Source organism: Pseudoxanthomonas koreensis (assembly GCF_010093225.1).
In the GTDB taxonomy this organism is placed as follows: Bacteria; Pseudomonadota; Gammaproteobacteria; order Xanthomonadales; family Xanthomonadaceae; genus Pseudoxanthomonas; species Pseudoxanthomonas koreensis.
This window is the reverse complement of record NZ_PDWM01000015.1, coordinates 1-23,813: the sequence shown is the minus strand read 5'-3', so window position 1 is coordinate 23,813 and position 23,813 is coordinate 1. Positions and strand designations below refer to the sequence as shown.

The window sequence follows — 23,813 nt, the reverse complement described above, 5'->3', positions numbered from 1 at the left end:
ACTTATGCCGCCAGGGCGCCCTTCGCCTTCTCGGTCAGCGCGGTAAACCCGGCCGCGTCGTGCACGGCGATGTCCGCCAGCACCTTGCGGTCCAGGGTGATGCCGGCCTTGAGCAGGCCGTTCATGAAACGGCTGTAGCTCATGCCATTGCTGCGGGCGGCCGCGTTGATGCGGGTGATCCACAGCGAGCGGAAATTGCGCTTCTTCTGCTTGCGGCCGATGTAGGCGTACTGCTGCGCCTTGATGACCGCCTGCTTGGCGACGCGGAAGACCTTGCGGCGGGCGTTGTAGTAGCCCTTGGCCAGGTCGAGGACCTTCTTGTGACGGCGGCGCGCCTGGACGCCACGCTTGACTCGTGCCATGTCTTAATCCTCCTCAGAGATACGGCAGCATGCGGTCCAGACGGCCCGCATCCTCGGCACGAACGTGGTTCGTCTGCCGCAGGTTGCGCTTCCGCTTGGTCGCCTTCTTGGTGAGGATGTGGCTACGGTTGGCGTGGCCGGCCTTGTACTTGCCGGAGGCGGTCTTGCGGAAACGCTTGGCCGCCGCCCGGTTGGTCTTGATCTTGGGCATTGCTGGAGTCCTTGTGGGATCTGTCACTGGTACGGGCGGTGGGGTGCCTGAGGCACTGGCCACGCTTTCCATCCTGCCCATACCGGTCGGTAAGCCTTTGATTCCACGGGGGAAACCAAGGCGGGTTCCTGCTGCCTTGCGGCAGCCCCGGCGAACCGGAGCCGCGCATTATGGCAGGCGCAGGTTTCCGTTGCAAATCAGCGGGTTCCCGGGATCCGGAAACGCAGAAGGCGCCCGGAGGCGCCCCCTGCTGGCCACCGGCCCGGCCCGCGGGCCGGGCCGATGCCGGCTACTTCTTCTTCGGCGCGATCATCATCACCATCTGCCGGCCTTCCAGGCGCGGGCGCGATTCGATGACGATGTCCTCGCCCAGGTCGGCCTCGATCCGGGCGGCCATCTGCCGGCCCAGTTCCTGGTGGCTCATCTCGCGGCCACGGAAGCGGATGTTGACCTTGACCTTGTCGCCCTCTTCCAGGAAGCGGCGCATGTTGCGCAGCTTGATCTGGTAGTCGCCCTCGTCCGTGACCGGACGGAACTTGAGCTCCTTGATCTCGACCTGCTTGGTCTTCTTCTTGGCCTCGTTGGCCTTCTTCTGCAGTTCGAACTTGAACTTGCCGAAGTCCATGATCTTGCACACCGGCGGATCGGCGTTGGGCTGGATCTCGACCAGGTCGAGCTCCTCCTCCTCGGCCATGCGCAGCGCTTCATCGCGCGACAGCACGCCGACCATCTCGCCGTCGGATCCGATCACGCGCACGCGCGGCACACGGATCTCCTGGTTCTTCCTGTTTTGTTTCTCGGGGGTACTGATTGTTGCAGTCTCCGGGGGTGGACTGGGCGGCGCGCCGGCAGCGGCCGGCACGCCTGTTGGTTACGACAACTGCTGCGAACGCAGCGCCTCGGCGAAGGCGGACACCGACATTGTGCCCAAATCTTCCCCCGAACGCGTACGCACGGCCACGGCGCCGTTCTCCTTCTCGCGGTCCCCGACCACCAGAAGGTACGGCACCCGCTGCAGCGTGTGCTCGCGGATCTTAAAGCCGATTTTTTCGTTGCGCAAATCCGCTTCGACCCTGAACCCTTGATTCGAAAGGGTTTTTTGCACTTCGGCCACGTATTCAGCCTGGGCGTCGGTGATGTTGGCCACCACCGCCTGGACCGGGGCCAGCCAGGCCGGGAAGGAGCCGGCGTGGTGCTCGATCAGGATCCCGATGAAGCGCTCCATCGAGCCGACGATGGCCCGGTGCAGCATCACCGGGTGCCGGCGCTGGCTGTTCTCGTCCACGTACTCGGCGCCCAGCCGGCCGGGCATCATGAAATCGACCTGCATCGTGCCCAGCTGCCAGGTCCGGCCGATGGCGTCCTTGAGGTGGTACTCGATCTTGGGGCCGTAGAAGGCGCCCTCGCCCGGCAGCTCCTGCCACTCCACGCCCGAGGCGCGCAGGGCCGAGCGCAGGGCGGCCTCGGCCTTGTCCCAGGTGGCGTCGTCGCCCAGGCGCGAATCCGGGCGCAGGGCGATCTTGATCTGGATGTCTTCAAAGCCGAAGTCGGCGTAGACCTTCAGTGCCTGCTCGTGGAAGGCGCGGACCTCGGCCTCGACCTGGTCCTCGGTGCAGAAGACGTGGCCGTCGTCCTGGGTGAAGCCACGCACGCGCAGGATGCCGTGCAGCGCGCCGGACGGCTCGTTGCGGTGGCAGGCGCCGAACTCGCCGTAGCGGATCGGCAGGTCGCGGTAGCTGTGCAGGCCCTGGTTGAACACCTGGACGTGGCCCGGGCAGTTCATCGGCTTGATCGCGTAGGTGCGCTTCTCCGACTCGGTGAAGAACATGTTGTCCTTGTAGTTGTCCCAGTGGCCGGACTTCTGCCACAGCGACACGTCCAGGATCTGCGGGCAGCGCACCTCGCCGTAGCCGGTATCGCGGTAGACGCGGCGCATGTACTGCTCCACGACCTGCCACACCGACCAGCCCTTCGGGTGCCAGAACACCAGGCCCGGCGCTTCTTCCTGCAGGTGGAACAGGTTCTGCTGCTTGCCGATCCGGCGGTGGTCGCGCTTCTCGGCTTCCTCGATCCGCTGGATGTAGGCCTTGAGCTGCTTCTCGTCGGCCCAGGCGGTGCCGTAGATGCGCTGCAGCTGCTCGTTCTTGGCATCGCCGCGCCAGTAGGCGCCGGAGATGCGGGTCAGCTTGAACGCCTTGAGGAAGCGCGTGTTGGGCACGTGCGGGCCGCGGCACATGTCCACGTATTCCTGGTGGTAGTACAGGCCCATCGCCTTGACGTCGTCGGGCATGTCGTCGATCAGGCGCAGCTTGTAGGCCTCGTCGCGGGCGCTGAAGACTTCGATCACCTCGGCGCGCGGGGTCATCTTCTTGATGACGTCGTAGTCCTGCGCGACCAGCTCGCGCATGCGCGCCTCGATCGCGACCAGGTCGTCGGGGGTGAACGGGCGCTCGCTGTGGATGTCGTAGTAGAAGCCCTCGGCGATCACCGGGCCGATCACCATCTTCGCGTCCGGGTACAGCTGCTTGACCGCGTGGCCGACCAGGTGGGCGCAGGAGTGGCGGATGATCTCCACGCCCTCCTCGTCCTTGGGCGTGATGATGCGCAGGGTCGCGTCGTGGTCGATGACGTCGCTGGCGTCGACCAGGCGGCCGTCGACCTGGCCGGCGACGGTCGCTTTGGCCAGGCCGGCGCCGATCGACTGCGCGACCTGCAGGACGGAAACGGGGGCTTCGTACTCGCGGCGGCTGCCGTCGGGGAGGGTGATCGTGATCATGGGTGCGGCTTCAGGTATCAGGGGCACCAGCCGAAGCCGACGCCTTTGCATTGGACAGTCCGCACATGGATGTGCGGGCTCGTCGCCCTAGGACGGGCGAAAAAAAACGCCACGAGGGCGCCTGCTTGTGTCGCGGGGCCTCGGCGGCGTTCAGCGGTGGGCGGTGGTAGTGCTCATGTCGCACGCTCGGCCGGCGTTGCCGCGGGCCACCCTGTGGTTCCGGCGCGCCGGCACGATGCCGGCGGCGATGCGGGGATTCTAGCCCACGCCGGGGCCGCCGGCATAAACCCCCCGGCACCGCCATGGCATCATGCCGGCACGCATCGCGTCATCCGGCCCGGAGGGGGGCCGGCCGCATGACCATCAAGGGCAAGGCCACCTCGCTCGATATCGCCCACCTGGCCGGGGTTTCCCAGCCGACGGTGTCGCGTGCGCTGCGCGGCAGCCCCTCGGTCAACCCGGAGACGCGCGAGCGGATCCTGGCCATCGCCCGCGAGCTGAACTACAAGGTCGACAAGAACGCCTCGAACCTGCGTGCCCAGCAGTCCGGCACCCTGGCCCTGCTGTTCTTCGAGGACCCGACCCCGGACGACTCGCTGATCAACCCGTTCTTCCATTCGATGCTGGGCTCGATCACCCGCGCCTGCGCGCTGCGCGGCTACGACCTGCTGGTCTCGTTCCAGCAACTGTCGAACAACTGGCACGCCGATTTCGAGGACAGCCACAAGGCCGACGGCATCATCCTGCTCGGCTACGGCGACTACCTGGAAGCCGAATCCAAGCTGCAGCGGCTGGTCGCCCAGGGCACCCATTTCGTGCGCTGGGGCGCGGCCCTGCCGGGCGAGCCGGGGGTGTCGATCGGCTGCGACAACTTCCAGGGCGGGCACGACATCACCGCCCACCTGCTGCAGCGGGGGCGGCGGCGGATCGCCTTCCTCGGCCACGCTTCGGACCACTATCCGGAATTCTTCGAGCGCTGGCGTGGCTATGCCGCCGCGCTGCAGGAGGCCGGGCTCGCCGCGGATCCGGCGCTGCAGCTCGATGCGATCACCACCGAGCAGTCCGGCTGTGCGGCCGCCGAGGCGCTGCTGGCGTCCGGCGCACGCTTCGACGCGGTGTTCGCCGCCAGCGACCTGATCGCGCTGGGCGCGATGAAGGCCCTGCGCGAACACGGCCTGCGCGTGCCGGAGGACGTGGCGGTGGCCGGCTTCGACGACATCGCCATGGCCAGCTTCGTGCAGCCGGGCCTGTCGACGGTGCAGCAGGACACCAAGCAGGCCGGCGAGGTGCTGGTGGACAGCCTGATCCGGCTGATCCAGGGCGAGACGGTGGAAAGCCGGACGCTGCCGGTGAAACTGGTGCTTCGCGGTTCCAGCGGCGAACAGCCCTGACCCGGCCCGCGTGGGCGCCGGCGGCGTGACGGCGCGGACCGGTTGCGGCAGAATGCGGCGCTTCGAACAGGCGCGGCCGCTGCGGGCTGCCGCGCCTGCGGGTAGCCGGTTCCGCTAGCGCCGCGTGCGCAGGACAGCCATCCCTCGCCACGCCACAGCGCATGAGGATGCCGATGCCCTGCCCGTCCCGTTCCGTTCTTCGCCCGTGCCTGCGCGCCGGCGCCGTGCCACCGCGACGGCATCGCCGATGCCGGATGGCCGCGCGATGAGCCTGCTTGCCGGTCCATTGGCGGCGATCCTGGCAACGCTGGCTTCCCTGCTTTCCGCCGCGGCGCTGTACGCCGGCTCTCCGCACTGCCGCTGGATCTCGTGGCGGCGCCAGCGAGCCGCCGGCACCGCCCTTGGCCTGCTGCTGGCGGTGCTGGCGCTGGTGCTGTGGATCGCCGCGCTCGGTGTCGGTGCGGGGCTGTGCGTGATGCTGGCGGCGTGGATGTCCGCCGCAATCGCCCTGCCGTACCTCGCCGCTCGGACCGGCACGGCGGCCGGCAACGGGGGAGACGGACACTGATGTGGGGACGCGCTTTGGCCGGGATCTTCCCGGGATTCTTCCTTGCCGCAGGGCTCACCGGACTGCTGTGCTGGCTGCCGCCGGGGCCGTGGCAGGCCACGATCGTGCCAGGGATCATCGCCTTCATCCCGCTGTGGAGCGGGGTGGCCGCCGCCGCGTTCGCCTTCTCCAGCGCCCGCCGCGCCTGGGCCTGGCTGGGCGGGCTGGCCGTGGCCGCGCTGGGCGCGCTGTGGGCGCTGCAGTGGCTGGGTTGGGTGCAATGAGGACGACGACGGCATGAAACTCAAGGCTGCAACGCTGCGCACTTTCACCACGGTGCACACCTGGGTCGGGCTGGTCGCCGGCTTTGCCCTGTTCGTGGCGTTCTACGCCGGTGCGCTCCCCGTGTTCCACCACGACCTGCCGCGCTGGCAGTCGCCGCAGGCCGCCGCGCGCCCGGCCGATACGCTCGACCATGCGCAGCAACTGCTCGATGCCGTGCTGGAACGGCACCCGGCCGCGCGCACGCAGCTGGGCATGGTGTTCCCGGGCGAGGAGTTCCCGCAGGCGCTGGCCTACTGGCAGGACAGCGACGGCACCTGGCTGTTCGCCTCGGCCGAGCACCTGGAAGGCAGCCCGAAACCGCCGCAGGCCGGCCTGGCCGAGCTGGTCAACGAGCTGCACTACACGCTCGGCCTGCCGCTGGCCGGTTCCTACCTGATGGGCATCATCAGCCTGCTGTATGGCCTGGCGCTGGTGTCGGGCGTGGTGATCCACCTGCCGAAGCTGGTCGGCGACCTGTTCGCGCTGCGGCCGGGCCGCAACCTCAAGCGGCTGTGGCAGGACGCACACAACGTGCTCGGCGTGCTGGGCCTGCCGATGCACATCATGTTCGCCATCACCGGCGCGCTGCTGTGCCTGGTGTTCGTGCTGATGGCCGCGCTCAATCCGCTGGTCTACCGCGGCGGGCTGCTGGAGGCGCTGCCGGCGGCGCTGGAACCCGCGCCGGTGCGCGCCGCCGCCGGGCAACCCGGCACGCCGCTGCCGCTGCCCACGCTGCATGCGCGCGCGGTCGAAGCCGCACTGGCGCAGGGACTGGAATCGTTCGAGCCATCCTTCCTCAAGCTGGCGCATGCCGGTGACGCCAACGCCGCCATCGAGATCACCGGCACCTCGCCGCGGGCGCTCGGCCCGCTGGGCGCGGTGGCGCTGGACGCGAACACCGGCCAGGTGCTGGCGACCCAGCTGCCCGGCCAGCGCGACGGCAACCACGCCACCCTGGCGGCGGCCTATGCACTGCACTTCGGCGAGTACGGCAATGCGCTGGTGCCATGGCTGTACTTCCTGCTCGGGACCAGCGGCGCGTTCCTGTTCTACTCGGGCAACCTGCTGTGGATCGAGTCGCGGCGCAAGCGGCGGCAGGTGGCGCAGGGCCGGGCGCAGGTGAACATGGCACGGGCCACGGTCGGGGGCTGCATCGGGCTGTGCGTGGCGGGGTCGGTGGCGTTCGTGGCGGCGCAGGCGGCGGAGCGGTTCGCGCCGGAGGCGGTCGATGCGGGGATCCGCCGCGCCTGTTTCGCCACGTGGGGCCTGTGCGCGCTGTGGGCGGCGCTGCGGCCGCCGGCGCGCGCGGCGCGTGAGCTGCTGTCGGCGGCCGCGGTCGCCACCGCGCTGGGGCCGGTCGCGCACGGGGCGTTCAACGGCGGCTGGCCGTGGCGCAGCATCGCCGACGGGCACTGGGCGCCGTTCTGGGTCGACGTCGTCGCGCTGCTCATGGCCGCCGGTTTCGCCGCGCTGGCACAGGCAAGCGCAAAGCGCGCGCGCTACGGAGATCCGAACAGCGTGTGGGCCGATCCGGTGGCGGGCGCGGCGAGGGCTTGAGCCGCCTCATCCCGCCGATCGGACTCCGGCCAGGAGTCGCGCATCATCCCGGCCAGGCGCTCACGCAGGTCGGTACGGGTCAGCGGCGAGTCGAAGAAGAACACGCGCACGCCATGCGCCGGCACTTCCGCGCGCAGGCTGCCACGCACCTTCAGGGTCGTGCCGCTGAAGCCGTCGCGCCAGCGGCCGGGCTGCAGGAACCCGGATACGGCCATCCGCGCCGGCGCATCGCCCTTGTTGAGCAGCACCAGCGCGGTCTGGGCCACGCCGTCGTGCTCGTAGACGCGGTAGAACGCGGCCTGGTCGCCTGACAGCTCCAGGTTCAGTTGCAGGCCGCGCTGCAGCGCCGGCGACTCGCGGCGCAGGGTCGCGATCCGCTTCAGTTCGCGGTGGATGGCGCTGGACGGAGCCGCGTCGATCCGTTCCTGGCCGAAATAGGCGCGGTTGCCGCCGTGTTCGGCCTGGCCGCGCATGAAACCGGTCTCCGAGCCGTAGTAGACCACCGGGATGCCGCGCACGGTGAACAGCCAGTTGTGCGCGTCGATGAAGCCGGCGTCGCCAGCGTCGAGCCGGCGCATGTCGTGGTTGTCGTAGAAGGTGGCGAGGTCGTAGACGTTGGCGTAGGGCGCGTCCTCCAGGTACAGGCTGGCGGCCAGCCGTTCGTAGCCGGCCTGCTCCCTGCCGAACACCGCGACCATCGCGTCCTTCATCGGGAAATCGAGCACGGAGATGCCGCCGTTTTCCGGAAGGGTGAACGGGGCGATGTTGGCCGCTTCGGTGTCGAAGGCCTCGCCGAACATGTACATGCCCGGGTGACGGGCGCGGATCCGGTCGGAGAACGTCTTCCAGAACGGCAGCGGCTGGTGGCGGATGGTGTCGATCCGCAGTGCGTCCACGCCCTGCCCGATCCAGTGCAGGTAGGCCCCGACCAGATAGTCCGTCACCGCCGGGTTGTCGGCAGCCAGGTCCGACAACTGGGCCAGGTCCGGTTTCGTGTTGTAGAAGCGGTGCAGCGGGTTGCGCGCCGGGTCGAGCTTTTCCGGCGGCAGGTTCTGGTGGTCGGCCACCAGGGTGCCGGACGCGTCGAACATCTGGCCGAACTGCGGCTGCGCCACCGGCATCGTCCACGCCGGCGAGCCGTGGTTGCCGACCACGTCCAGCACCGTCTTCAGGCCGTGCCCGCGCAGGCCTGCGGTCAGCCCGGCGAAGTCCAGGCCCGGGCTCGGCAGGTGTTCGTCGAGGCGGTAGAAATTGACGCCCCAGTAGCCGTGGAACCCGGTCTTGCCGCGGTCGGTGAGGAAGCCGTCGCAGGTGATCTCGTCGCCGCCGGTGAAGGCCTGGTCGGGGTTGTCGACGATGGGCGTTAGCCAGACCGCGGTGAAGCCCAGGTCGGCGATGTAGCCGGCGTTGTCGAGCAGGCCGCGGAAGTCGCCGCCCAGGTAGCCGACGTTGCCGACCTCGCCGTCGCACGGCGCCAGCGGCAGGTCGAAGGTGGGATGCGCCCCGCCCTGCCCGCGCTGGTCGTTGCCCGGATCGCCGTTGACGAAGCGGTCGGTGAGCACGAAATAGATCGACTCGGCGGCGAACGGCTCCAGCGTGCCGTAGTAGTCCGATGCCGCAGCAGGGCCGGCCAGCGCGCATGCGGCGGCGAATGCGAGCGCGGAGCGGCGGATCATGCCTTCGCCTCCGCCGCGGCGATCCGCGGCACCGCCAGCACGCACAGGCCGGCCAGCAGCAGGCTGGCGCCGCCGATGGCCAGCGCCCACAGCGGCAGGTTGCCGAACAGCGACTTCAGCAGGAAGCCCAGCAGGCTGGCCGCCACCAGCTGCGGGATCACGATGAAGAAATTGAAGATGCCCATGTAGATGCCCATCTTCGCCGCCGGCACGCTGTCGGAGAGCATCGCGTACGGCAGCGACAGGATCGAGGCCCAGGCGAAACCGACGCCGGCCATCGACAGCAGCAGCCACTGCGGGTCGCGGATGACCAGGAACGAGAGCAGCCCCGCCGCGCCCAGCCACAGGTTGACCAGGTGGGTGGCGCGCAGGCCCAGCGTGCGCGCCATCCACGGGATCGCGATCGCGGCGAGGGCGGCAAACCCGTTGTAGGCGGCGAACAGCACGCCGACCCAGTTGGCGCCCTCGTTGTAGGCGGCCGAAGTCGGGTCGTCGCTGCCGAAATGCACGCCGGCCACCGCGGCCGTGGTGTAGATCCACATCGCGAACAGCGCGAACCAGGAGAAGAACTGGACCACCGCCAGCCGGCGCATGGTCAGCGGCATCGCGCGCAGGTCGCGGACGATGGTCGGCAGCATGCCGTCGGGCCGCATCGCCCGCGCGACCAGCAGCAGCAGGCCGAAGGCGGCGAGCATGCCGGCCAGCACGTACAGCATCCGGTCCCAGCCGCGCACCGCGATCAGCGCGGCCAGGGCCGCGCCCGCGACCAGCCAGCCCAGCGCGGCCACCGGCGAAGCGTCCGCGGCGGCGGCGGCCCGCAGCGGTTGCGCCGGCTGCGCGTCCTCGAACGCGGCCAGCGCTTCGGGCGGGTATTCGCGGGTGCGCAGCACGGTCCAGCCGATCGCGCCGAACAAGACCACGCCACCGAAATAGAAGGCGTAACGCACCGTGTCGGGCACTTCGCCGGGCGCGGCGGTATTCGCCACGCCGGCCTTGGCCAGCAGCCACGGCAGCAGGCTGGCGACGATCGCGCCGGTGCCGATGAAGAAGCTCTGCATCGCATAGCCGCTGGCGCGCTGCGACGGCGGCAACTGGTCACCGACGAAGGCGCGGAACGGTTCCATCGAGATGTTGATCGACGCGTCCAGGATCCACAGCGTGCCGGCGGCGACCCACAGCGTCGGCGAGTTCGGCATCACGAACAGCGCCAGCGTGGCCAGCACCGCGCCGGCGAGGAAGTACGGCCGGCGCCGGCCCAGGCCGGTCCAGGTGCGGTCCGACAGGTAGCCCACCACCGGCTGCACCAGCAGTCCGGTCAGCGGAGCGGCGATCCACAGCCCCGGGACCTGGTCCATGTCCGCGCCCAGGGTCTGGAAGATGCGGCTGACGTTGGCGTTCTGCAGGGCGAATCCGAACTGGATGCCGAGGAAGCCGAAGCACATGTTCCAGATCTGCCAGAACGACAGGCGCGGTTTGCGTTCCATCAAGCGGTTCCCCCCTCCGGGAATCGTGGATGCGGCGTGCGCGCGGCGGCGCACCGGGCCATGGTAGGGGCGCGGCGAAGGAACCGGGTGCCCGGTGCATACGTATTCATCGGACCATACCGGGACGGACAGCGTGGGCAGCATGGAATAGTGGGGCAGCGCGACATCGACGAGGCCTGGGAGGGCGCGATGCGGGACAGGACACGCGGCGGCGAAAGCAGCCGCGGTACAGGCGTCACCCGGCGCGCGGTGCACTGCTGGCCGGGTTTCCTCCTGCTGCCGGTTTTTTCCATGGCCGCCGCGCAGGCCTCCCCGCTTCCTGCAGAAGCCTGCGACGCGGGTTTCGAAACCGTGCTGGTCGCCGATCGCGGCGCGCCGGCCGAAGCGCGCGCCCTGTGGCTGGACCGGCGCACGATCCGCTGGCCCGGCGCCGATGCGGGTGCGCGCTACCGGCTGTACCACGCCGCACGCGGCGGCATCCGCGCGGTGGCCGGCGAACACGTCACCGGCGCCGATGGCGCCATCGCGCTGCAGCCGGACTCCACGCCGCTGGCGGCCGCGGTCACCGCGCGCTTCCCGCACGTGGGCCAGGGCGCGACGCTGGTGCACGACCTCGACGATGCCCGCCTGCGCGACCTGTTCACACAGGCGCTGGTGCTGGTGCGCGAGGACGCGGGCGGACACGTGCTCGAAGCCACCGCGCTGCAGCACCCGGGCGCGCTGGACGACCTGTATGCGTCCGCCGCCGATGCGCCGGAGCTGGGTGCGCATCCGGCACCGTCGGGCACCCGTTTCGGCGTATGGGCGCCGACCGCGCGCACGGTGTCTGTATGCGTCTATCCGGGCGATGCACGGCCAGCGCTCCGGCGCGAGCCGCTTCGCTTCGATGCGGCCACCGGCATCTGGTCGGCGACGCTTCCCGGCGACCTGCGCGGGCGCTACTACGACTACCTGGTCGAGGTGCACGCGCCGGGCACCGGCCTGGTCCGCAACCGGGTCACCGATCCGTACTCGGTCGGGCTGGGCGCCGACTCGCGGCGCAGTTTCATCGCCGACCTGGACGACCCTGCGCTCAAGCCCGCGGGCTGGGACGCCGCGCCACGCCCGGCACCACTGCGCGCGCAGGCGGACATGTCGATCTACGAACTGCACGTGCGCGATTTCTCGATCGGCGATGCCACGGTCGCCGCGGCGCACCGGGGGAAGTACCTGGCCTTCACCAATGGCGGCAGCGCCGGCATGGCCCACCTGCGCGCGCTGGCCCGCGCCGGGCTCACCGACCTGCACCTGCTGCCGGTGTACGACTTCGCCAGCGTGCCCGAATCCGGCTGCGCCACCCCGCAGGTCCCCGATGCCGCCGCCGACAGCCCCGCGCAGCAGGCCGCGGTGATGGCCGTGGCCGACCGCGACTGCTTCAACTGGGGCTACGACCCGTTCCATTTCAATGCGCCCGAAGGCAGCTACGCCAGCGACCCGTCCGACGGCGACGCGCGGATCCGCGAGTTCCGCGCGATGGTGATGGCGCTGCATGGGCTGGGCCTGCGCGTGGGCATGGACGTGGTCTACAACCACACCTTCGCCGCCGGCCAGGACGAGCGCTCGGTGCTGGACCGGATCGTGCCCGGCTACTACCACCGCCTCGATGCCGCCGGCCGGATCGAACGCAGTACCTGCTGCGAGAACACCGCCACCGAACACCTGATGATGGCGCGGCTGATGCTCGATTCGGCCGCGCTGTGGGTGCGCCACTACCGGATCGATTCGTTCCGCTTCGACCTGATGGGCCACCAGCCGCGCGCGGCGATGGAAGCGCTGCAGCGCCGGGTCGACGCCGTCGCCGGGCGCCCGGTGCAGCTGATCGGCGAAGGCTGGAACTTCGGCGAGGTCGCCGACGGCCGGCGCTTCGTCCAGGCCTCGCAGCTGGCACTGGGCGGCAGCGGCATCGGCACCTTCAGCGACCGCGCGCGCGACGCGCTGCGCGGCGGCGGGCCGGGCGACAGCGGCGCGGACAAGGTTGCCCGCCAGGGCTGGCTCAACGGACTGGTGTTCGCGCCCAACGACGAGGCCGATCCGGCGCTGGGTCGTGCGGACCTGCTGCGCGCCGCCGACCTGGCCAGGGTCGGCCTGGCCGGCACCCTGCGCGACTACGTGCTTGAGACCGCCGACGGCACCCACCAGCCACTGCATGCGATCGACTACAACGGCCAGCCCGCCGGCTACGCGAGCGCGCCAGGCGAGGTGGTCAACTACGTCGAGAACCACGACAACGAGACCCTGTTCGACCTCAACGCGTTCCGCCTGCCGCGTGGCACTTCCGCGCACGACCGCGCGCGGGTGCAGGTGCTGGGCATGGCGGCCACCGCCTTCAGCCAGGGCGTGGCCTACTTCCATGCCGGCATCGACACGCTGCGCTCCAAGTCGATGGACCGCAACAGCTACGACTCCGGCGACTGGTTCAACCGGCTGGACTGGAGCTATCGCGACAACTTCTTCGGCACCGGGCTGCCGCCGGCCAGCGGCAACGAGGGCAACTGGCCGTGGATCGCGCCGCGGCTGGCCGATGCCTCGATCCGGCCGGCGCCGGAGGACATCGCCTTCGCCCGCGACGCGTTGCGCGACCTGCTGCGGATCCGCGCCAGCTCGCCGCTGTTCCGCCTGCGCACGGCGGACGAGGTCGGCGCACGCCTGCACTTCCCCAATACCGGGCCAGCGCAGAACCCGCTGGTGATCGCCGGCCGCCTTGACGGCGACGGCCTGGAAGGCGCGCGCTTCGCCTCGGTGCTGTACCTGCTCAACACCTCGCCGCAGGCGCAGGTGCTGGAGCTCCCCGGCGAGCGCGGCAAGCGCTACGTGCTGCACCCGGTGCACCTGGAAGCCGGCGCGGCCGATCCGCGCCCGCGCACGCAGGCCCGCTTCGATCCCACCCGCGGCCGCTTCACCGTGCCGCCGCGCACCGCCCTGGTCTATGTCCTGGAATGAGAGGAACGCCATGAATCCGTCCGCCACCGCCCTGCCCGCTCCGCATCCGCGCTCGTGCCTGCGTCCGGGCCCGCGCCCGCATCCGTGGCTGCCGGCCGCCGCGCTGGCGTTGCTGGCCACGCTGGTGCTGCCCGCGCGCGCCGCGGACCTGGCGCGCGTCGCCTCGCCCGACGGCTCGATCGTGGTGATCCTGGAATCGCAGCACGAAGGCCGCCTGGCCTACCGGGTCGAACGCAACGGCGAGGCGACGATCGCGGCCTCGCGCCTGGGCTTCCTGCTCGGCGACGGCCGCCTGGAGCGCAACCTGGAACTGGCCGGCCAGTCCAGCCGCAGCTTCGACCAGACCTGGGAGCAGCCCTGGGGCGAGCGCCGCTTCATCCGCAACCACTACAACGAGCTGCGCGCCAGCTTCGCCGAGAAGCCAACCGGCGGCAGGAAGGACGGCCGCCGCTTCGACGTGGTGTTCCGCGTCTACGACGACGGCGTCGGCTTCCGCTACGAGTTCCCGCGCCAGCCGGCCATGGACGAGGTCCGGATCCGCCAGGAGCTGACCGAATTCGCGGTCGCGCGCCCGGCCACGGCCTGGTGGATCCCGGCGTTCGAATGGAACCGCGAGGAATACCTGTACTCGCGCACGCCGCTGTCCGAAGTGGGTACCGCGCAGACCCCGATCACGCTGCGCACCGACCGTGGCCTGCACATCGCCATCCACGAGGCCGCGCTGGTCGACTACGCCGGCATGAACCTGGCCAAGGGCGACGGCGGCGTGCTGCGCGCCGCGCTCACCCCCGGCGACGACCGCGGTACCGCGGTGGTGCGCGCCGTCCCGTTCGCCACGCCCTGGCGCACGATCCAGGTCGGCGAACGTGCCGGCGACCTGGCCGGATCCAACCTCATCCTCAACCTCAACGAACCCAACCGCATCGGCGACGTCAGCTGGTTCAAGCCGGCCAAGTACGTCGGCGTGTGGTGGTCGCTGCACCTGGAGCTGGAGACCTGGGGCACCGGGCCGAAGCACGGCGCCACCACCGCCAACACGAAGAAGTACATCGACTTCGCCGCGGAGAACGGCTTCCGCGGCGTGCTTGTGGAAGGCTGGAACCCGGGCTGGGACGGCGACTGGTTCGCCAACGGCTGGGGCTTCGACTTCACCCGGCCCACCGCCGACTTCGACCTGGAAGGCCTGGCCGCCTACGGCGCGGCGAAAGGCGTGCACCTGATCGGCCACCACGAGACCGCCTGCGCGGTGAGCCACTACGAGCGCCAGCTGCCGGCCGCACTGGACCTGTACGCACGCAACGGCGTGGACGTGGTCAAGACCGGCTACGTCTGCGACGCCGGCGACATCCAGCGCCAGGACCATGCCGGTGGCCCGGTGGTGCGCGAATGGCACGAGGGCCAGTGGATGAGCCGCCACCACCTGCGCGTGGTCGAGGAAGCGGCGAAGCGCCGCATCGCGATCAACGCGCACGAGCCGATCAAGGACACCGGCCTGCGCCGCACCTACCCGAACTGGGTCTCGCGCGAAGGCGCGCGTGGCATGGAGTTCAACGCCTGGGCCCAGCCGCCGAACCCGCCGGGCCACGAGGCCACTCTGGTGTTCACCCGCATGCTCGGCGGGCCGATGGATTTCACCCCCGGCATCGTCAGCCTCAAGGGCCGCGGCGGCCAACGGATCGAGAGCACCCTGGCCAAGCAGCTGGCGCTGTACGTGGTGATCTACAGCCCGATCCAGATGGTCGCCGACCTGCCCGAGCACTATGCGCAACATCGGGATGCGTTCCAGTTCATCCGCGACGTGGCGGTGGACTGGGAGGAAAGCCTCGTGCTGGACGGCGAGGTCGGCGACTACGTCACCTTCGCCCGCAAGGCGCGCGGCGGCGGAGAATGGTTCCTGGGCAGCGTCACCAACGAAGAGGCGCGCGAGCTGCAGGTGCCGCTGTCGTTCCTCGACCCGGGCCGCCGCTACCGTGCCGAGATCTACCGCGACGGCGACGGCGCCGACTGGAAGACCGCACCGTTCGACTTCGTCCGCGAGACCCGCGAGGTGCGCAGCGACGACACCCTGCGCCTGCACCTGGCGGCCGGCGGCGGCCAGGCGATCCGCTTCGTGCCGCTGTAACGCACCTCCGGAATGGCGGCGTGCGTGGAGCCAGCCCTGGTCGGCTCTACGGTCAGGGCAGGACGATGCGCAGCTCGTCCATCACCTTCGGGCCGCGCACGTCGCCGCCGCCGAAGATGTGCCCGCCCGGCTGCGGCGCCAGCGCGCGGTAGCCGCCGTCGTAGTCCCAGGTCGTGACATGCAGCACGACACCGGACAGCGATGCCGGACGACCGATCGCTGCGGCGGGCAGCACGAAGGACAGGGTGCCACGTTCGCGATCCACGTCCACCCGCGCCGCCAGCTGCGATGGCGTGCCCTCCCCTTGCGCCGAGGCGCCCTCGCTGGAGAACAGCGCGTTGCTCCAGCCGCCGGCGCGCAGGCGGTAGTGCCAGCGCATGCCGCCGGGCAGTGATGCGTCCTGCAGCGGCATCACCGTGGCGCCACCGGCGCGGCCGGGCAGCTGCAGGTAGGCGGTGACGGCGAGGTGGTCGAAGCCGTTGGGCGGGTTCCAGTCGGCGACCAGGTCGCGCAGGCGCAGGTCGATCTTCAGCGAACCGCCGGAAGCGGAGACCGTCGCGCCCAGCAGGTCCAGCGTATGCCGCCCGCGCCAGCTGGCGTCGACCGGATAAACGTACCGGCCGCCGGGCCCATGGTCGTCGCCGGCCGGATCTTCCACGCGTGCCAGCTCGCGCCAATGCCGCTGCACGCGGAACCGCTGCGACGGCGAGGCCAGCGCCTGCTCCGGCGACCAGGCCACCAGGACATGCTCCGCCTGCGGGTCGACCAGGCCCGCCGTATCCAGCGTGGCCTGCCAGCGGCCGTCGCTGCCGGCCACGATCGTGGTCGCCGCTTCAAGATCGCCATCGAGCACCAGCCGCACCTGCCCGGGCCCGGGCGCACGGCCGGCCACGCGCAGGTCGCCCTCGACCGTGGCCGGCAATGGATCGATCGTACTTTCCACGCCGCCCGCGACAACGGCTTCACGGCCGCCGGCCTTCCATACCCAGCCGGCGCGCGGCGGCAGCACGGCGTCCACGCGCCCGCGTGCATCGACCACCAGCCGCGGCGCCTGCCCGTCGATGGCGAACAGCGGCTCGAGCACCGTACCGGCAGGCAGGCCGGTTTCCAGTCCCGCGAGCAGCGTGGGGCCGTCGGCGGAATTGAACGCGACCAGTGCGCTGCGCCCCTCGTGGTCCATGCGCCAGGCCAGCGCACCGGGTGCGGCGGGAGTCTCGGCCAGGACCACCGGCGCGCCGCGCGAGAACAGCAGGTCGCCGCGACGCAGCGCGATCGCCCGCTGCAGGTAGCGGTACAGCGGCGCGCCGGTGTCGAAGCGGTCGCGTCCGCCGCTGCCGTGGCCGCCGGCGAACATCGCCTCGCGCTGCCCGGTGAAGCCCTGCTCGGTGCCGTAGTAGACGGTGGGGATGCCGGGCAGGGTCATGATCGCCAGCAGCGCCTGCTTCAGCCCTGCCTCGCTACCTCCGGCCAGGAACCTGTCCACGTCGTGGTTGTCGACGAAGGTCGGCATCAGCTGCGGGCGCGCGTGCACCTGCATCATGTTGCCGATCCGCCAGGCCAGCTCGGCGGTGGGCCGGCCGCGCGCGAAGACGTCGCCGAGCGTGCCGTACAGCGGGAAGTTGATCATTCCCGGCAGCAGCGGGCGCCCCTGCGCATCGGTGGCGTAGCGCTCGACCTTGCGCGCACCGGCGTCGTCGTAGGCGCGATCGATGGCGAAGCCCTCGCCGAACACATGGAAGCGCGGCCGCCCCGCGCGCCTCGCCGCCTCCATGATCCCGGGCGCCTGGGCGTCGTCGGCGTAGAGGAAGTCACGGAAATATTCCTCGGGCACGTAGAACGCGGTGTCGATGCGGAACGCGTCCACGCCGACGCGCGCGATCCAGTCGCCGTACACGCGGCGCAGGGCGCGGCGCACCTGCGGGTTCTCCGTGTCCAGGTCGTCCAGCCCGGACAGCTGGAAATCGGTTTCCTGGCGCCGGTCGCCGAAATCGGCGATATCCGGCGTCCAGTGGTAGATCGACGCGGCGCGGTCGCCGCCATCGTGCGCGTCGTTGCGGTCGAACGGCGCCTGGCGGGGTGTCAGGCGCCCACGTCCATCCGGGTGGCGCACGAAGCCGCGCGCCGGGTCGTCCGCGCTCCATGCTCCGTCCGCGTACCCGAAATAGTCGCCGGTGTGGTTCACCACCACGTCCTGGACCAGGGCCATGCCGCAGGCGTGCAGCGCGTCGGCCAGGGCGCGGTAGTCGGCGAGGTCGCCGTAGTGCGCGTCCACCGCGGAGAAATGCTCGGCCCAGTAGCCGGGGTAGCCGCCGTAGCGCGCCCGCGGGTTCCACCACTGCTGCGCCACCGGCGGGGTGATCCACAGCGCGGTGGCACCCAGCCCGTGGATGTAGTCCAGGCGACGCCGCAGCCCATGCAGGTCGCCACCGCTCCAGCGCGCGTTGTCGGCCGGGTCGTATTCGCCCGTGCCCTGGTCGTTGTTCCGCGGATCGCCGTCGTCGAAGCGGTCGATCATCGCGAAGTAGACCACCTGGTCGCGCCAGTCCGGCAGTTCCGCACCGTTCGCGCCGGCATCGGCGCACGCCGGCGGCGCCGCCGCCCGCGCCACCACGGCCACACACCACATTGCAATGCAACATGCGACGCGTGCGCGCCGTGCGGTTCCGCGCATCCGTTCCCTCCATCCGCCGCCCTGCCAGGGCCCGCGATCCCGGCACGAGTATTCCATCGCGCCTGCACGCCCGGTCGCGCGCACGGCGGCAATCGCAATGAATACGTATGCAGGAATCTTCCGGACGCGCGGCGCGCATCTACCATGGCTTCGCACCGTAACGCCGCCGCAAGCGCGCCATCGCGAACCACAAACGGCACGGCAGCACACCACAACCCGAGAATTTCCGACATTGCCTGGGAGGGGAAAATGTTGAACATGCAGCGCAACCTGCTGAGTACGGCGCTCGCGTCGGCGATCCTGCTGACCGCCACCGCCGCGCAGGCCCAGACCGCCGAGGCCGGCCAGGAAGACCCGGCCACCACCGAACTCGACACCATCGTCGTCACCGGCATCCGCGCCGGCATCGAGGGCGCGATCTCGACCAAGCGCGATTCCACTTCGATCGTCGAGGCGATCTCGGCCGAGGACCTGGGCAAGCTGCCCGACATCAGCATCGCCGAATCGATCGCTCGCCTGCCCGGCCTGGCCGCCCAGCGCGTGGCCGGCCGTGCCCAGGTGATCAGCGTCCGCGGCCTGTCGCCCGACTTCTCCACCACGCTGCTCAACGGCCGCGAGATGGTCAGCACCGGCGACAACCGCAGCGTCGAGTTCGACCAGTACCCGTCCGAGCTGGTCAATGGCGTGACCGTGTACAAGACCCCCGACGCGGCGCTGGTCGGCCAGGGCCTGTCGGGCACGATCGACATGCAGACCATCCGCCCGCTGTCGTATGACGGCAACGCGGTCATGCTCGGTGCGCGCTACCAGCGCAACTCGCTCGGCGACGCGGCCAACTCCGACGCCGACGGCCACCGCATCAACGCCACCTGGATAGGCAAGTTCGCCGACGACACCTTCGGCGTGGCGATCGGCTTCTCCAGCTCCAACAGCGCCATCCAGGAAAACCAGGTCGGCCTGTACGAGCCGTGGCAGGCGATCGGCGACAACTGGCGCCCCGGCGTGCCCGCCGGCACCTACTACTCCGACGGCATCAAGGCGCTGCGCCGCACCGGCGAAGTCGATCGCAACGCGGTCATGGCTACCCTGCAATTCCGCCCGTCCAACGCCTGGACCAGCACCCTGGACCTGTTCTATTCCCGGGCCGAGCAGGAAGACACCGCCAACCAGTTCGAAGTGCACATCGGCGACTACAACGGCGGCTTCGGCCGGCTCGAGGTCACCGACCCGGTCATCAACGACAACAACACCTTCACCGGCGGCGTGGCCAACAACGTCTACCCCCTGGTCCGCGGCATGTACAACAAGCGCGAGGACAAGATCGACGCGTTCGGCTGGGCCAACGAGTTCAACGCCGGCAGCGTCGACGTGCTGTTCGACGTCGGCTATTCCCGGGCCGAGCGCGACGAGCTGAACCTGGAGAACAACCTGCAGCTGTACCCGATGCCGCAGCTGGACTCGATCGCCCTGGACTTCCGCAGCAACGGCTTCTCCCAACTGGTCCCGGGCCGCGACTACTCCGACGCCAGCCAGCTCTACCTCAACAACACCATCTACGGCTCCGGCTACGGCAAGACCCCGCGGGTGGAAGACGAGCTGACCACCGTGCGGCTGCAGGCCACCTTCCCCGGCGCCGGCTGGTTCTCCGACTTCGACGTCGGCCTGAACTACGCCGACCGGCAGAAGGACAAGCGCCAGCCGGAAGGCAACATCAACCTCGGCGCGCAGGGCCCGACCGCGATCGCCAGCGACCTGCAGTACGACCGGGTCAACCTCGGCTTCGCCGGCGTCGGCTACATCCCTTCCTGGAACGTGCCCGGGGCGGTCGACCGCTACATGACCTTCGACCCGGTCGAGGACCAGCCCTGGCTGATTCCCAAGGCGTGGACGGTCGACGAGGAGATCACCACCGCCTTCGTGCGCGCCAACCTGGACACCGAATGGGGCGGCGTGCCGGTGACCGGCAACATCGGCGTGCAGATCCAGCGCGTGGACCAGAGCTCGAACGCCAACATCTGGGACAGCACGCGCCCGGCCGGCGAGGAAGTGCGCCCGGTCGAGGGTGGCAAGACCTACACCGACGTGCTGCCGAACATGAACCTGGCCTTCGCCTTCGACCACGAGCAGATGCTGCGCGTGGGCCTGGGCAAGCAGGTCGCGCGGCCGCGCGTGGACCAGCTGCGCACCTCGCTGGAATGGGGCGTCAGCGACACCACCGGCCGGCCCTGGGCCAACGGCGGCAATCCGGAGCTCGAGCCGTGGCGCGCCAACGCCTTCGACCTGTCCTACGAGAAGTACTTCGGCACCAAGGCCTACGTGGCCGCCGCCTACTTCTACAAGGACCTGGAGAGCTACCTCTACACCCAGACCAACAACAACTACGACTTCTCGGACCTGCTGGCCGACTACGTGCCGAGCAACCCGAGCGCGCCGCCGCCGCAGCAGTACGGCGACTTCACCCAGCCGATGAACGGCGAAGGTGGCTCGCTGCAGGGCCTGGAACTGACCGCGTCGCTGCCGTTCGACCTGTTCAGCGAAGCGCTGACCGGCTTCGGCGTCGTCGCCAGCGCCAGCTTCTTCGACAGCAGCATCACCATCCGCGACCCGGAGAGCGCCAGCAGCGTGGGCAGCGACCCGATCAGCCTGCCGGGCCTGTCCGACCGGGTGTACAACTGGACGCTGTACTACGAGCGCAACGGCTTCGAGGCCCGCGTCAACCAGCGCCGCCGCTCGGACTTCATCGGCGAGATCGGCAACTTCGCCGGCAACCGCACCCTGCGCTACGTGGTCGGCGAGAACATCACCGACGCGCAGGTGAGCTACACCTTCGGCAGCGGCAGCCTGGCCGGGATGACCCTGCTCCTGCAGGGCCAGAACCTGACCAACGAGTCGTACCGGACCTACGCCGGCACCAAGGACCGCCCGCTCGAGAACATCGAGTGGGGCCGCACGATCCTGCTCGGCGTGAACTACCGCTTCTGAGCCACACCCTCCGCCCCGCCGCTCCCACGGCGGGGCCCCCCGCCGCGCCGGACCCTGCTCCGGCGCGACGGTCCTCTCCGCCTCGTGGGAGGCCGCCTGCAGCGCGACCCCAGGCCACACCGGAACGGAACCCAATGAACCACTCCCCCTGGTGGCGCGGCGCCGTCATCTACCAGATCTACCCGCGCAGCTTCCTGGACACCGACGGCGACGGCGTGGGCGACCTGCCCGGCATCGTCGACCGGCTCGACTACGTGGCCTCGCTGGGCGTGGACGCGATCTGGATCTCGCCGTTCTTCAAGTCGCCGATGGCCGATTTCGGCTACGACATCGCCGACCAGCGCGCGGTTGATCCGCTGTTCGGCACCCTGGACGACTTCGACCGGCTGCTGGCGAAGGCGCATTCGCTGGGCCTGAAGGTGATGATCGACCAGGTCTTCAGCCATACCTCCGACGAGCACGCGTGGTTCCGCGAGAGCCGCCAGGACCGCACCAATCCCAGGGCCGACTGGTACGTGTGGGCCGACGCGCGCGAGGACGGCACCCCGCCCAACAACTGGCTGTCGATCTTCGGTGGCGTGGCGTGGCGCTGGGAGCCGCGGCGCTGCCAGTACTACCTGCACAACTTCCTGTCCTCGCAGCCCCAGCTGAACTTCCACAACCCCGAAGTGCGGCAGGCCACCCTGGACTACATCGGTTTCTGGCTGGACCGCGGCGTGGACGGCTTCCGCCTGGATTCGATCAACTTCTGCTTCCACGACGCGCAGCTGCGCGACAACCCGCCCAAGCCTGCCGAGCAGCGCGTCGGCCGCGGCTTCAGCGCGGACAACCCCTACGCCTTCCAGTACCACTGGTACAACAACACGCAGCCGGAAAACCTGCCGTTCCTGGAACAGGTGCGCGCCCTGCTCGACCGCTACCCGGGCGCGACCAGCCTGGGCGAGATCTCCTCGGAGGACTCGCTGGCGACCACCGCCGAATACACCTCCGGCAAGCGCCTGCATATGGGCTACAGCTTCGAGCTGCTGGTCGACGATTTCAGCGCCGGCTACATCCGCGGCACCGTCTCGCGCCTGGAAGCGGCGATGGCCGAGGGCTGGCCGTGCTGGGCGGTGTCCAACCACGACGTGCGCCGCGCGGTGACCCGCTGGGGCGGCGAAAACCCTTCCCCGCAACTGGCGAAGATGCTGGTGGCGATGGTCTGCTCGCTGCGCGGTTCGGTATGCATCTACCAGGGCGAGGAACTGGGGTTGCCGGAGGCCGACGTGCCGTTCGAGGCGCTGCAGGATCCCTACGGCATCACCTTCTGGCCGAACTTCAAGGGTCGCGACGGCTGCCGCACGCCGATGCCGTGGACCGGCGCCGACGATGCCGGCTTCAGCACCGGCGCGCCGTGGCTGCCGGTGCCGGCCGGGCACCGGGCGCTGTCGGTCGCCGCGCAGGACGGCGATCCGGATTCGGTGCTCAATGCGTTCCGCGCCTTCATGCGCTGGCGCCGGGAACAGCCGGCGCTGGTGCATGGCTCGATCGCCTTCGTCGATGCCGGCGAGCCGGTGCTGGCCTTCGTCCGCGAAGCCGGGGGGCAGCGCCTGCTGGCGGCGTTCAACCTGTCCGCCGCGCCGGCGACGCTGCGGTTGCCGCCGGGCTCCTGGATGCCGCTGCAGGGTAACGGCGGCGCCGTACCCGCGATCGAGGGCGCGCAGGTGGCGCTCCCGGCCTGGGGTTTCCTGCACGCCGCCGGCTGAAACCGGCGGCGCCTGCATCGCCGCGGGCCGATCGCGGAAGCTGCACCCCCGGCCCGCGGCCCGCCCCTGGAATCGTGCCGGCGCTCACGAAAACCCCTGGAAAAATGCTGGTCCGGCGCAAGGGCGGCGACCGCGGCGGGATGCCGCGGCGGACGCGGCACCGGGGCGCGACCCGCCACCGCCACGCGCCGGCAGGTCGCCCAGGGCGCGTTTGCTGCGAAATTTCCCGGCTTTCCCCTTGGCGGCGGGCCGCGCATGTCCTACATTCGCGTTGCCGACGCCGTCGGTGAACCAAACCACCCAATTTCGAACGGAACAGGAAAGTTATGGCGAAGACCACCAAGAAGCCGGCCGCCAAGAAGGCCGCGCCGAAAGCGGCGAAGGCCGCTCCGAAGAAGGCGGCTCCGGCTGCCGTCAAGCCGCTGAAGGAAGTGCTGGGCAAGTCCGCCCTGGTCAAGCATCTGGCCGAGACCAGCGGCGTGGCCGCCAAGGACGTCAAGGCCGTGCTCGCCGCGGTCGAAGGCGCGGTCTCCGGCGCGATCAGCAAGAAGGGCGCGGGCAGCTTCACTCTGCCGGGCCTGTTCAAGGTCACTGCGGTCAAGGTTCCGGCCAAGCCGAAGCGCAAGGGCATCAACCCGTTCACCAAGGAAGAGCAGTGGTTCGCCGCCAAGCCGGCTTCGGTGAAGGTCAAGGTGCGTCCGCTGAAGAAGCTCAAGGACGCCGCGGCCTGATCAGGCGCGAAATCCAGGGGTTTCCCGACGGGGCGGCAGCGATGCCGCCCCGTTTTGTTTTGCCCTTCTCGCGGGGGGAAGCGTGGGGCTGCCTGGCTGCCTGGCTGGCGCGCGAGCGATCGAGCAAGAGCGTCGGCTCCGGCGGGGGCCGCCGCACCTTGGGTATATGGCCCACCCTTCGGGACGACATCCTGTCTTTACGAAGGGCCGTGGCACATCCATGTGCCACTTGGGCCATATACCCAAGGTACGGCG

At 70.1% G+C, this 23,813-nt stretch carries 16 protein-coding genes; 9 read left to right on the top strand and 7 right to left on the bottom strand.

Features of this window, described 5'->3' with window-relative positions; genetic code table 11:
* Positions 1 to 2: 2 nt before the first annotated feature.
* The 4 genes from rplT to thrS form a co-directional block, all read right to left on the bottom strand.
* On the bottom strand, positions 3 to 362 hold the full coding sequence (gene rplT / locus CSC64_RS06400) for a 50S ribosomal protein L20 (RefSeq protein WP_162434497.1): 360 nt from the start codon (positions 360 to 362) through the stop codon (positions 3 to 5).
* Positions 363 to 375: 13 nt separating this feature from the next.
* Complete coding sequence (gene rpmI, locus CSC64_RS06395; protein ID WP_010342861.1) at positions 376 to 573, bottom strand: 50S ribosomal protein L35; 198 nt, start codon at positions 571 to 573, stop codon at positions 376 to 378.
* 289 nt (positions 574 to 862) lie between these two features.
* Complete coding sequence (gene infC / locus CSC64_RS06390) at positions 863 to 1,384, bottom strand: translation initiation factor IF-3 (RefSeq protein WP_162434532.1); 522 nt, start codon at positions 1,382 to 1,384, stop codon at positions 863 to 865.
* 60 nt (positions 1,385 to 1,444) lie between these two features.
* A complete protein-coding gene (gene thrS / locus CSC64_RS06385) occupies positions 1,445 to 3,349 on the bottom strand; it encodes a threonine--tRNA ligase (RefSeq protein WP_162434496.1) in 1,905 nt (634 codons plus the stop codon).
* Between the two features lie 356 nt (positions 3,350 to 3,705).
* Here thrS and CSC64_RS06380 point away from each other — a divergent pair, with 356 nt between their 5' ends.
* The 4 genes from CSC64_RS06380 to CSC64_RS06365 all read left to right on the top strand — a co-directional run bounded on the left by CSC64_RS06380 (position 3,706) and on the right by CSC64_RS06365 (position 7,168).
* Positions 3,706 to 4,740: a LacI family DNA-binding transcriptional regulator gene (locus CSC64_RS06380; RefSeq protein ID WP_162434495.1), complete on the top strand. Its 1,035-nt coding sequence runs from the start codon at positions 3,706 to 3,708 to the stop codon at positions 4,738 to 4,740.
* 265 nt (positions 4,741 to 5,005) lie between these two features.
* On the top strand, positions 5,006 to 5,308 hold the full coding sequence (locus tag CSC64_RS06375; RefSeq protein WP_162434494.1) for a hypothetical protein: 303 nt from the start codon (positions 5,006 to 5,008) through the stop codon (positions 5,306 to 5,308).
* Entirely contained in the window at positions 5,308 to 5,571 is a 264-nt protein-coding gene (locus tag CSC64_RS06370) for a hypothetical protein (protein WP_162434493.1), read from the top strand. Before CSC64_RS06375 ends, CSC64_RS06370 begins: the two co-directional genes overlap by 1 nt.
* Before the next feature lie 13 nt (positions 5,572 to 5,584).
* Positions 5,585 to 7,168 carry a PepSY-associated TM helix domain-containing protein gene (locus CSC64_RS06365; protein WP_162434492.1) on the top strand — a complete coding sequence of 528 codons (1,584 nt, stop codon included), beginning with the start codon at positions 5,585 to 5,587 and terminating at the stop codon, positions 7,166 to 7,168.
* On the opposite strand, the gene CSC64_RS06360 is transcribed toward CSC64_RS06365, so the two are convergent.
* Together CSC64_RS06360 and CSC64_RS06355 are read right to left on the bottom strand one after the other, a co-directional pair.
* Entirely contained in the window at positions 7,111 to 8,844 is a 1,734-nt protein-coding gene (locus CSC64_RS06360) for an alpha-amylase family glycosyl hydrolase (RefSeq protein WP_162434491.1), read from the bottom strand. The two genes, CSC64_RS06365 and CSC64_RS06360, sit on opposite strands and share 58 nt — an antisense overlap.
* The gene (locus tag CSC64_RS06355; protein ID WP_162434490.1) at positions 8,841 to 10,328 is read right to left on the bottom strand and encodes an MFS transporter; all 1,488 of its coding nucleotides are present in this window, start codon (positions 10,326 to 10,328) and stop codon (positions 8,841 to 8,843) included. The genes CSC64_RS06360 and CSC64_RS06355 overlap by 4 nt, the downstream gene beginning before the upstream one ends.
* 150 nt (positions 10,329 to 10,478) lie before the next feature.
* Here CSC64_RS06355 and CSC64_RS06350 point away from each other — a divergent pair, with 150 nt between their 5' ends.
* Positions 10,479 to 13,307 carry an alpha-1,6-glucosidase domain-containing protein gene (locus tag CSC64_RS06350; RefSeq protein WP_238389789.1) on the top strand — a complete coding sequence of 943 codons (2,829 nt, stop codon included), beginning with the start codon at positions 10,479 to 10,481 and terminating at the stop codon, positions 13,305 to 13,307.
* A 10-nt stretch (positions 13,308 to 13,317) separates the two neighbouring features.
* Positions 13,318 to 15,429, top strand: a complete 2,112-nt coding sequence (locus tag CSC64_RS06345) for a glycoside hydrolase family 97 protein (protein WP_162434489.1) — start codon at positions 13,318 to 13,320, stop codon at positions 15,427 to 15,429.
* A gap of 52 nt (positions 15,430 to 15,481) precedes the next feature.
* On the opposite strand, the gene CSC64_RS06340 is transcribed toward CSC64_RS06345, so the two are convergent.
* Positions 15,482 to 18,055, bottom strand: a complete 2,574-nt coding sequence (locus tag CSC64_RS06340) for an alpha-amylase family glycosyl hydrolase (protein WP_238389788.1) — start codon at positions 18,053 to 18,055, stop codon at positions 15,482 to 15,484.
* Positions 18,056 to 18,349: 294 nt separating this feature from the next.
* On the opposite strand from CSC64_RS06340, the gene CSC64_RS06335 reads away from it, so the two are divergent.
* The 3 genes from CSC64_RS06335 to CSC64_RS06325 all read left to right on the top strand — a co-directional run bounded on the left by CSC64_RS06335 (position 18,350) and on the right by CSC64_RS06325 (position 23,558).
* Positions 18,350 to 21,082 (top strand): TonB-dependent receptor, encoded by a 2,733-nt coding sequence (locus CSC64_RS06335; protein ID WP_162434487.1) that lies wholly within the window; start codon positions 18,350 to 18,352, stop codon positions 21,080 to 21,082.
* Positions 21,083 to 21,216: 134 nt separating this feature from the next.
* Positions 21,217 to 22,827 carry an alpha-glucosidase family protein gene (locus CSC64_RS06330; RefSeq protein WP_162434486.1) on the top strand — a complete coding sequence of 537 codons (1,611 nt, stop codon included), beginning with the start codon at positions 21,217 to 21,219 and terminating at the stop codon, positions 22,825 to 22,827.
* A 326-nt stretch (positions 22,828 to 23,153) separates the two neighbouring features.
* The gene (locus CSC64_RS06325; RefSeq protein WP_162434485.1) at positions 23,154 to 23,558 is read left to right on the top strand and encodes an HU family DNA-binding protein; all 405 of its coding nucleotides are present in this window, start codon (positions 23,154 to 23,156) and stop codon (positions 23,556 to 23,558) included.
* The last annotated feature ends 255 nt before the right edge of the window (positions 23,559 to 23,813 follow it).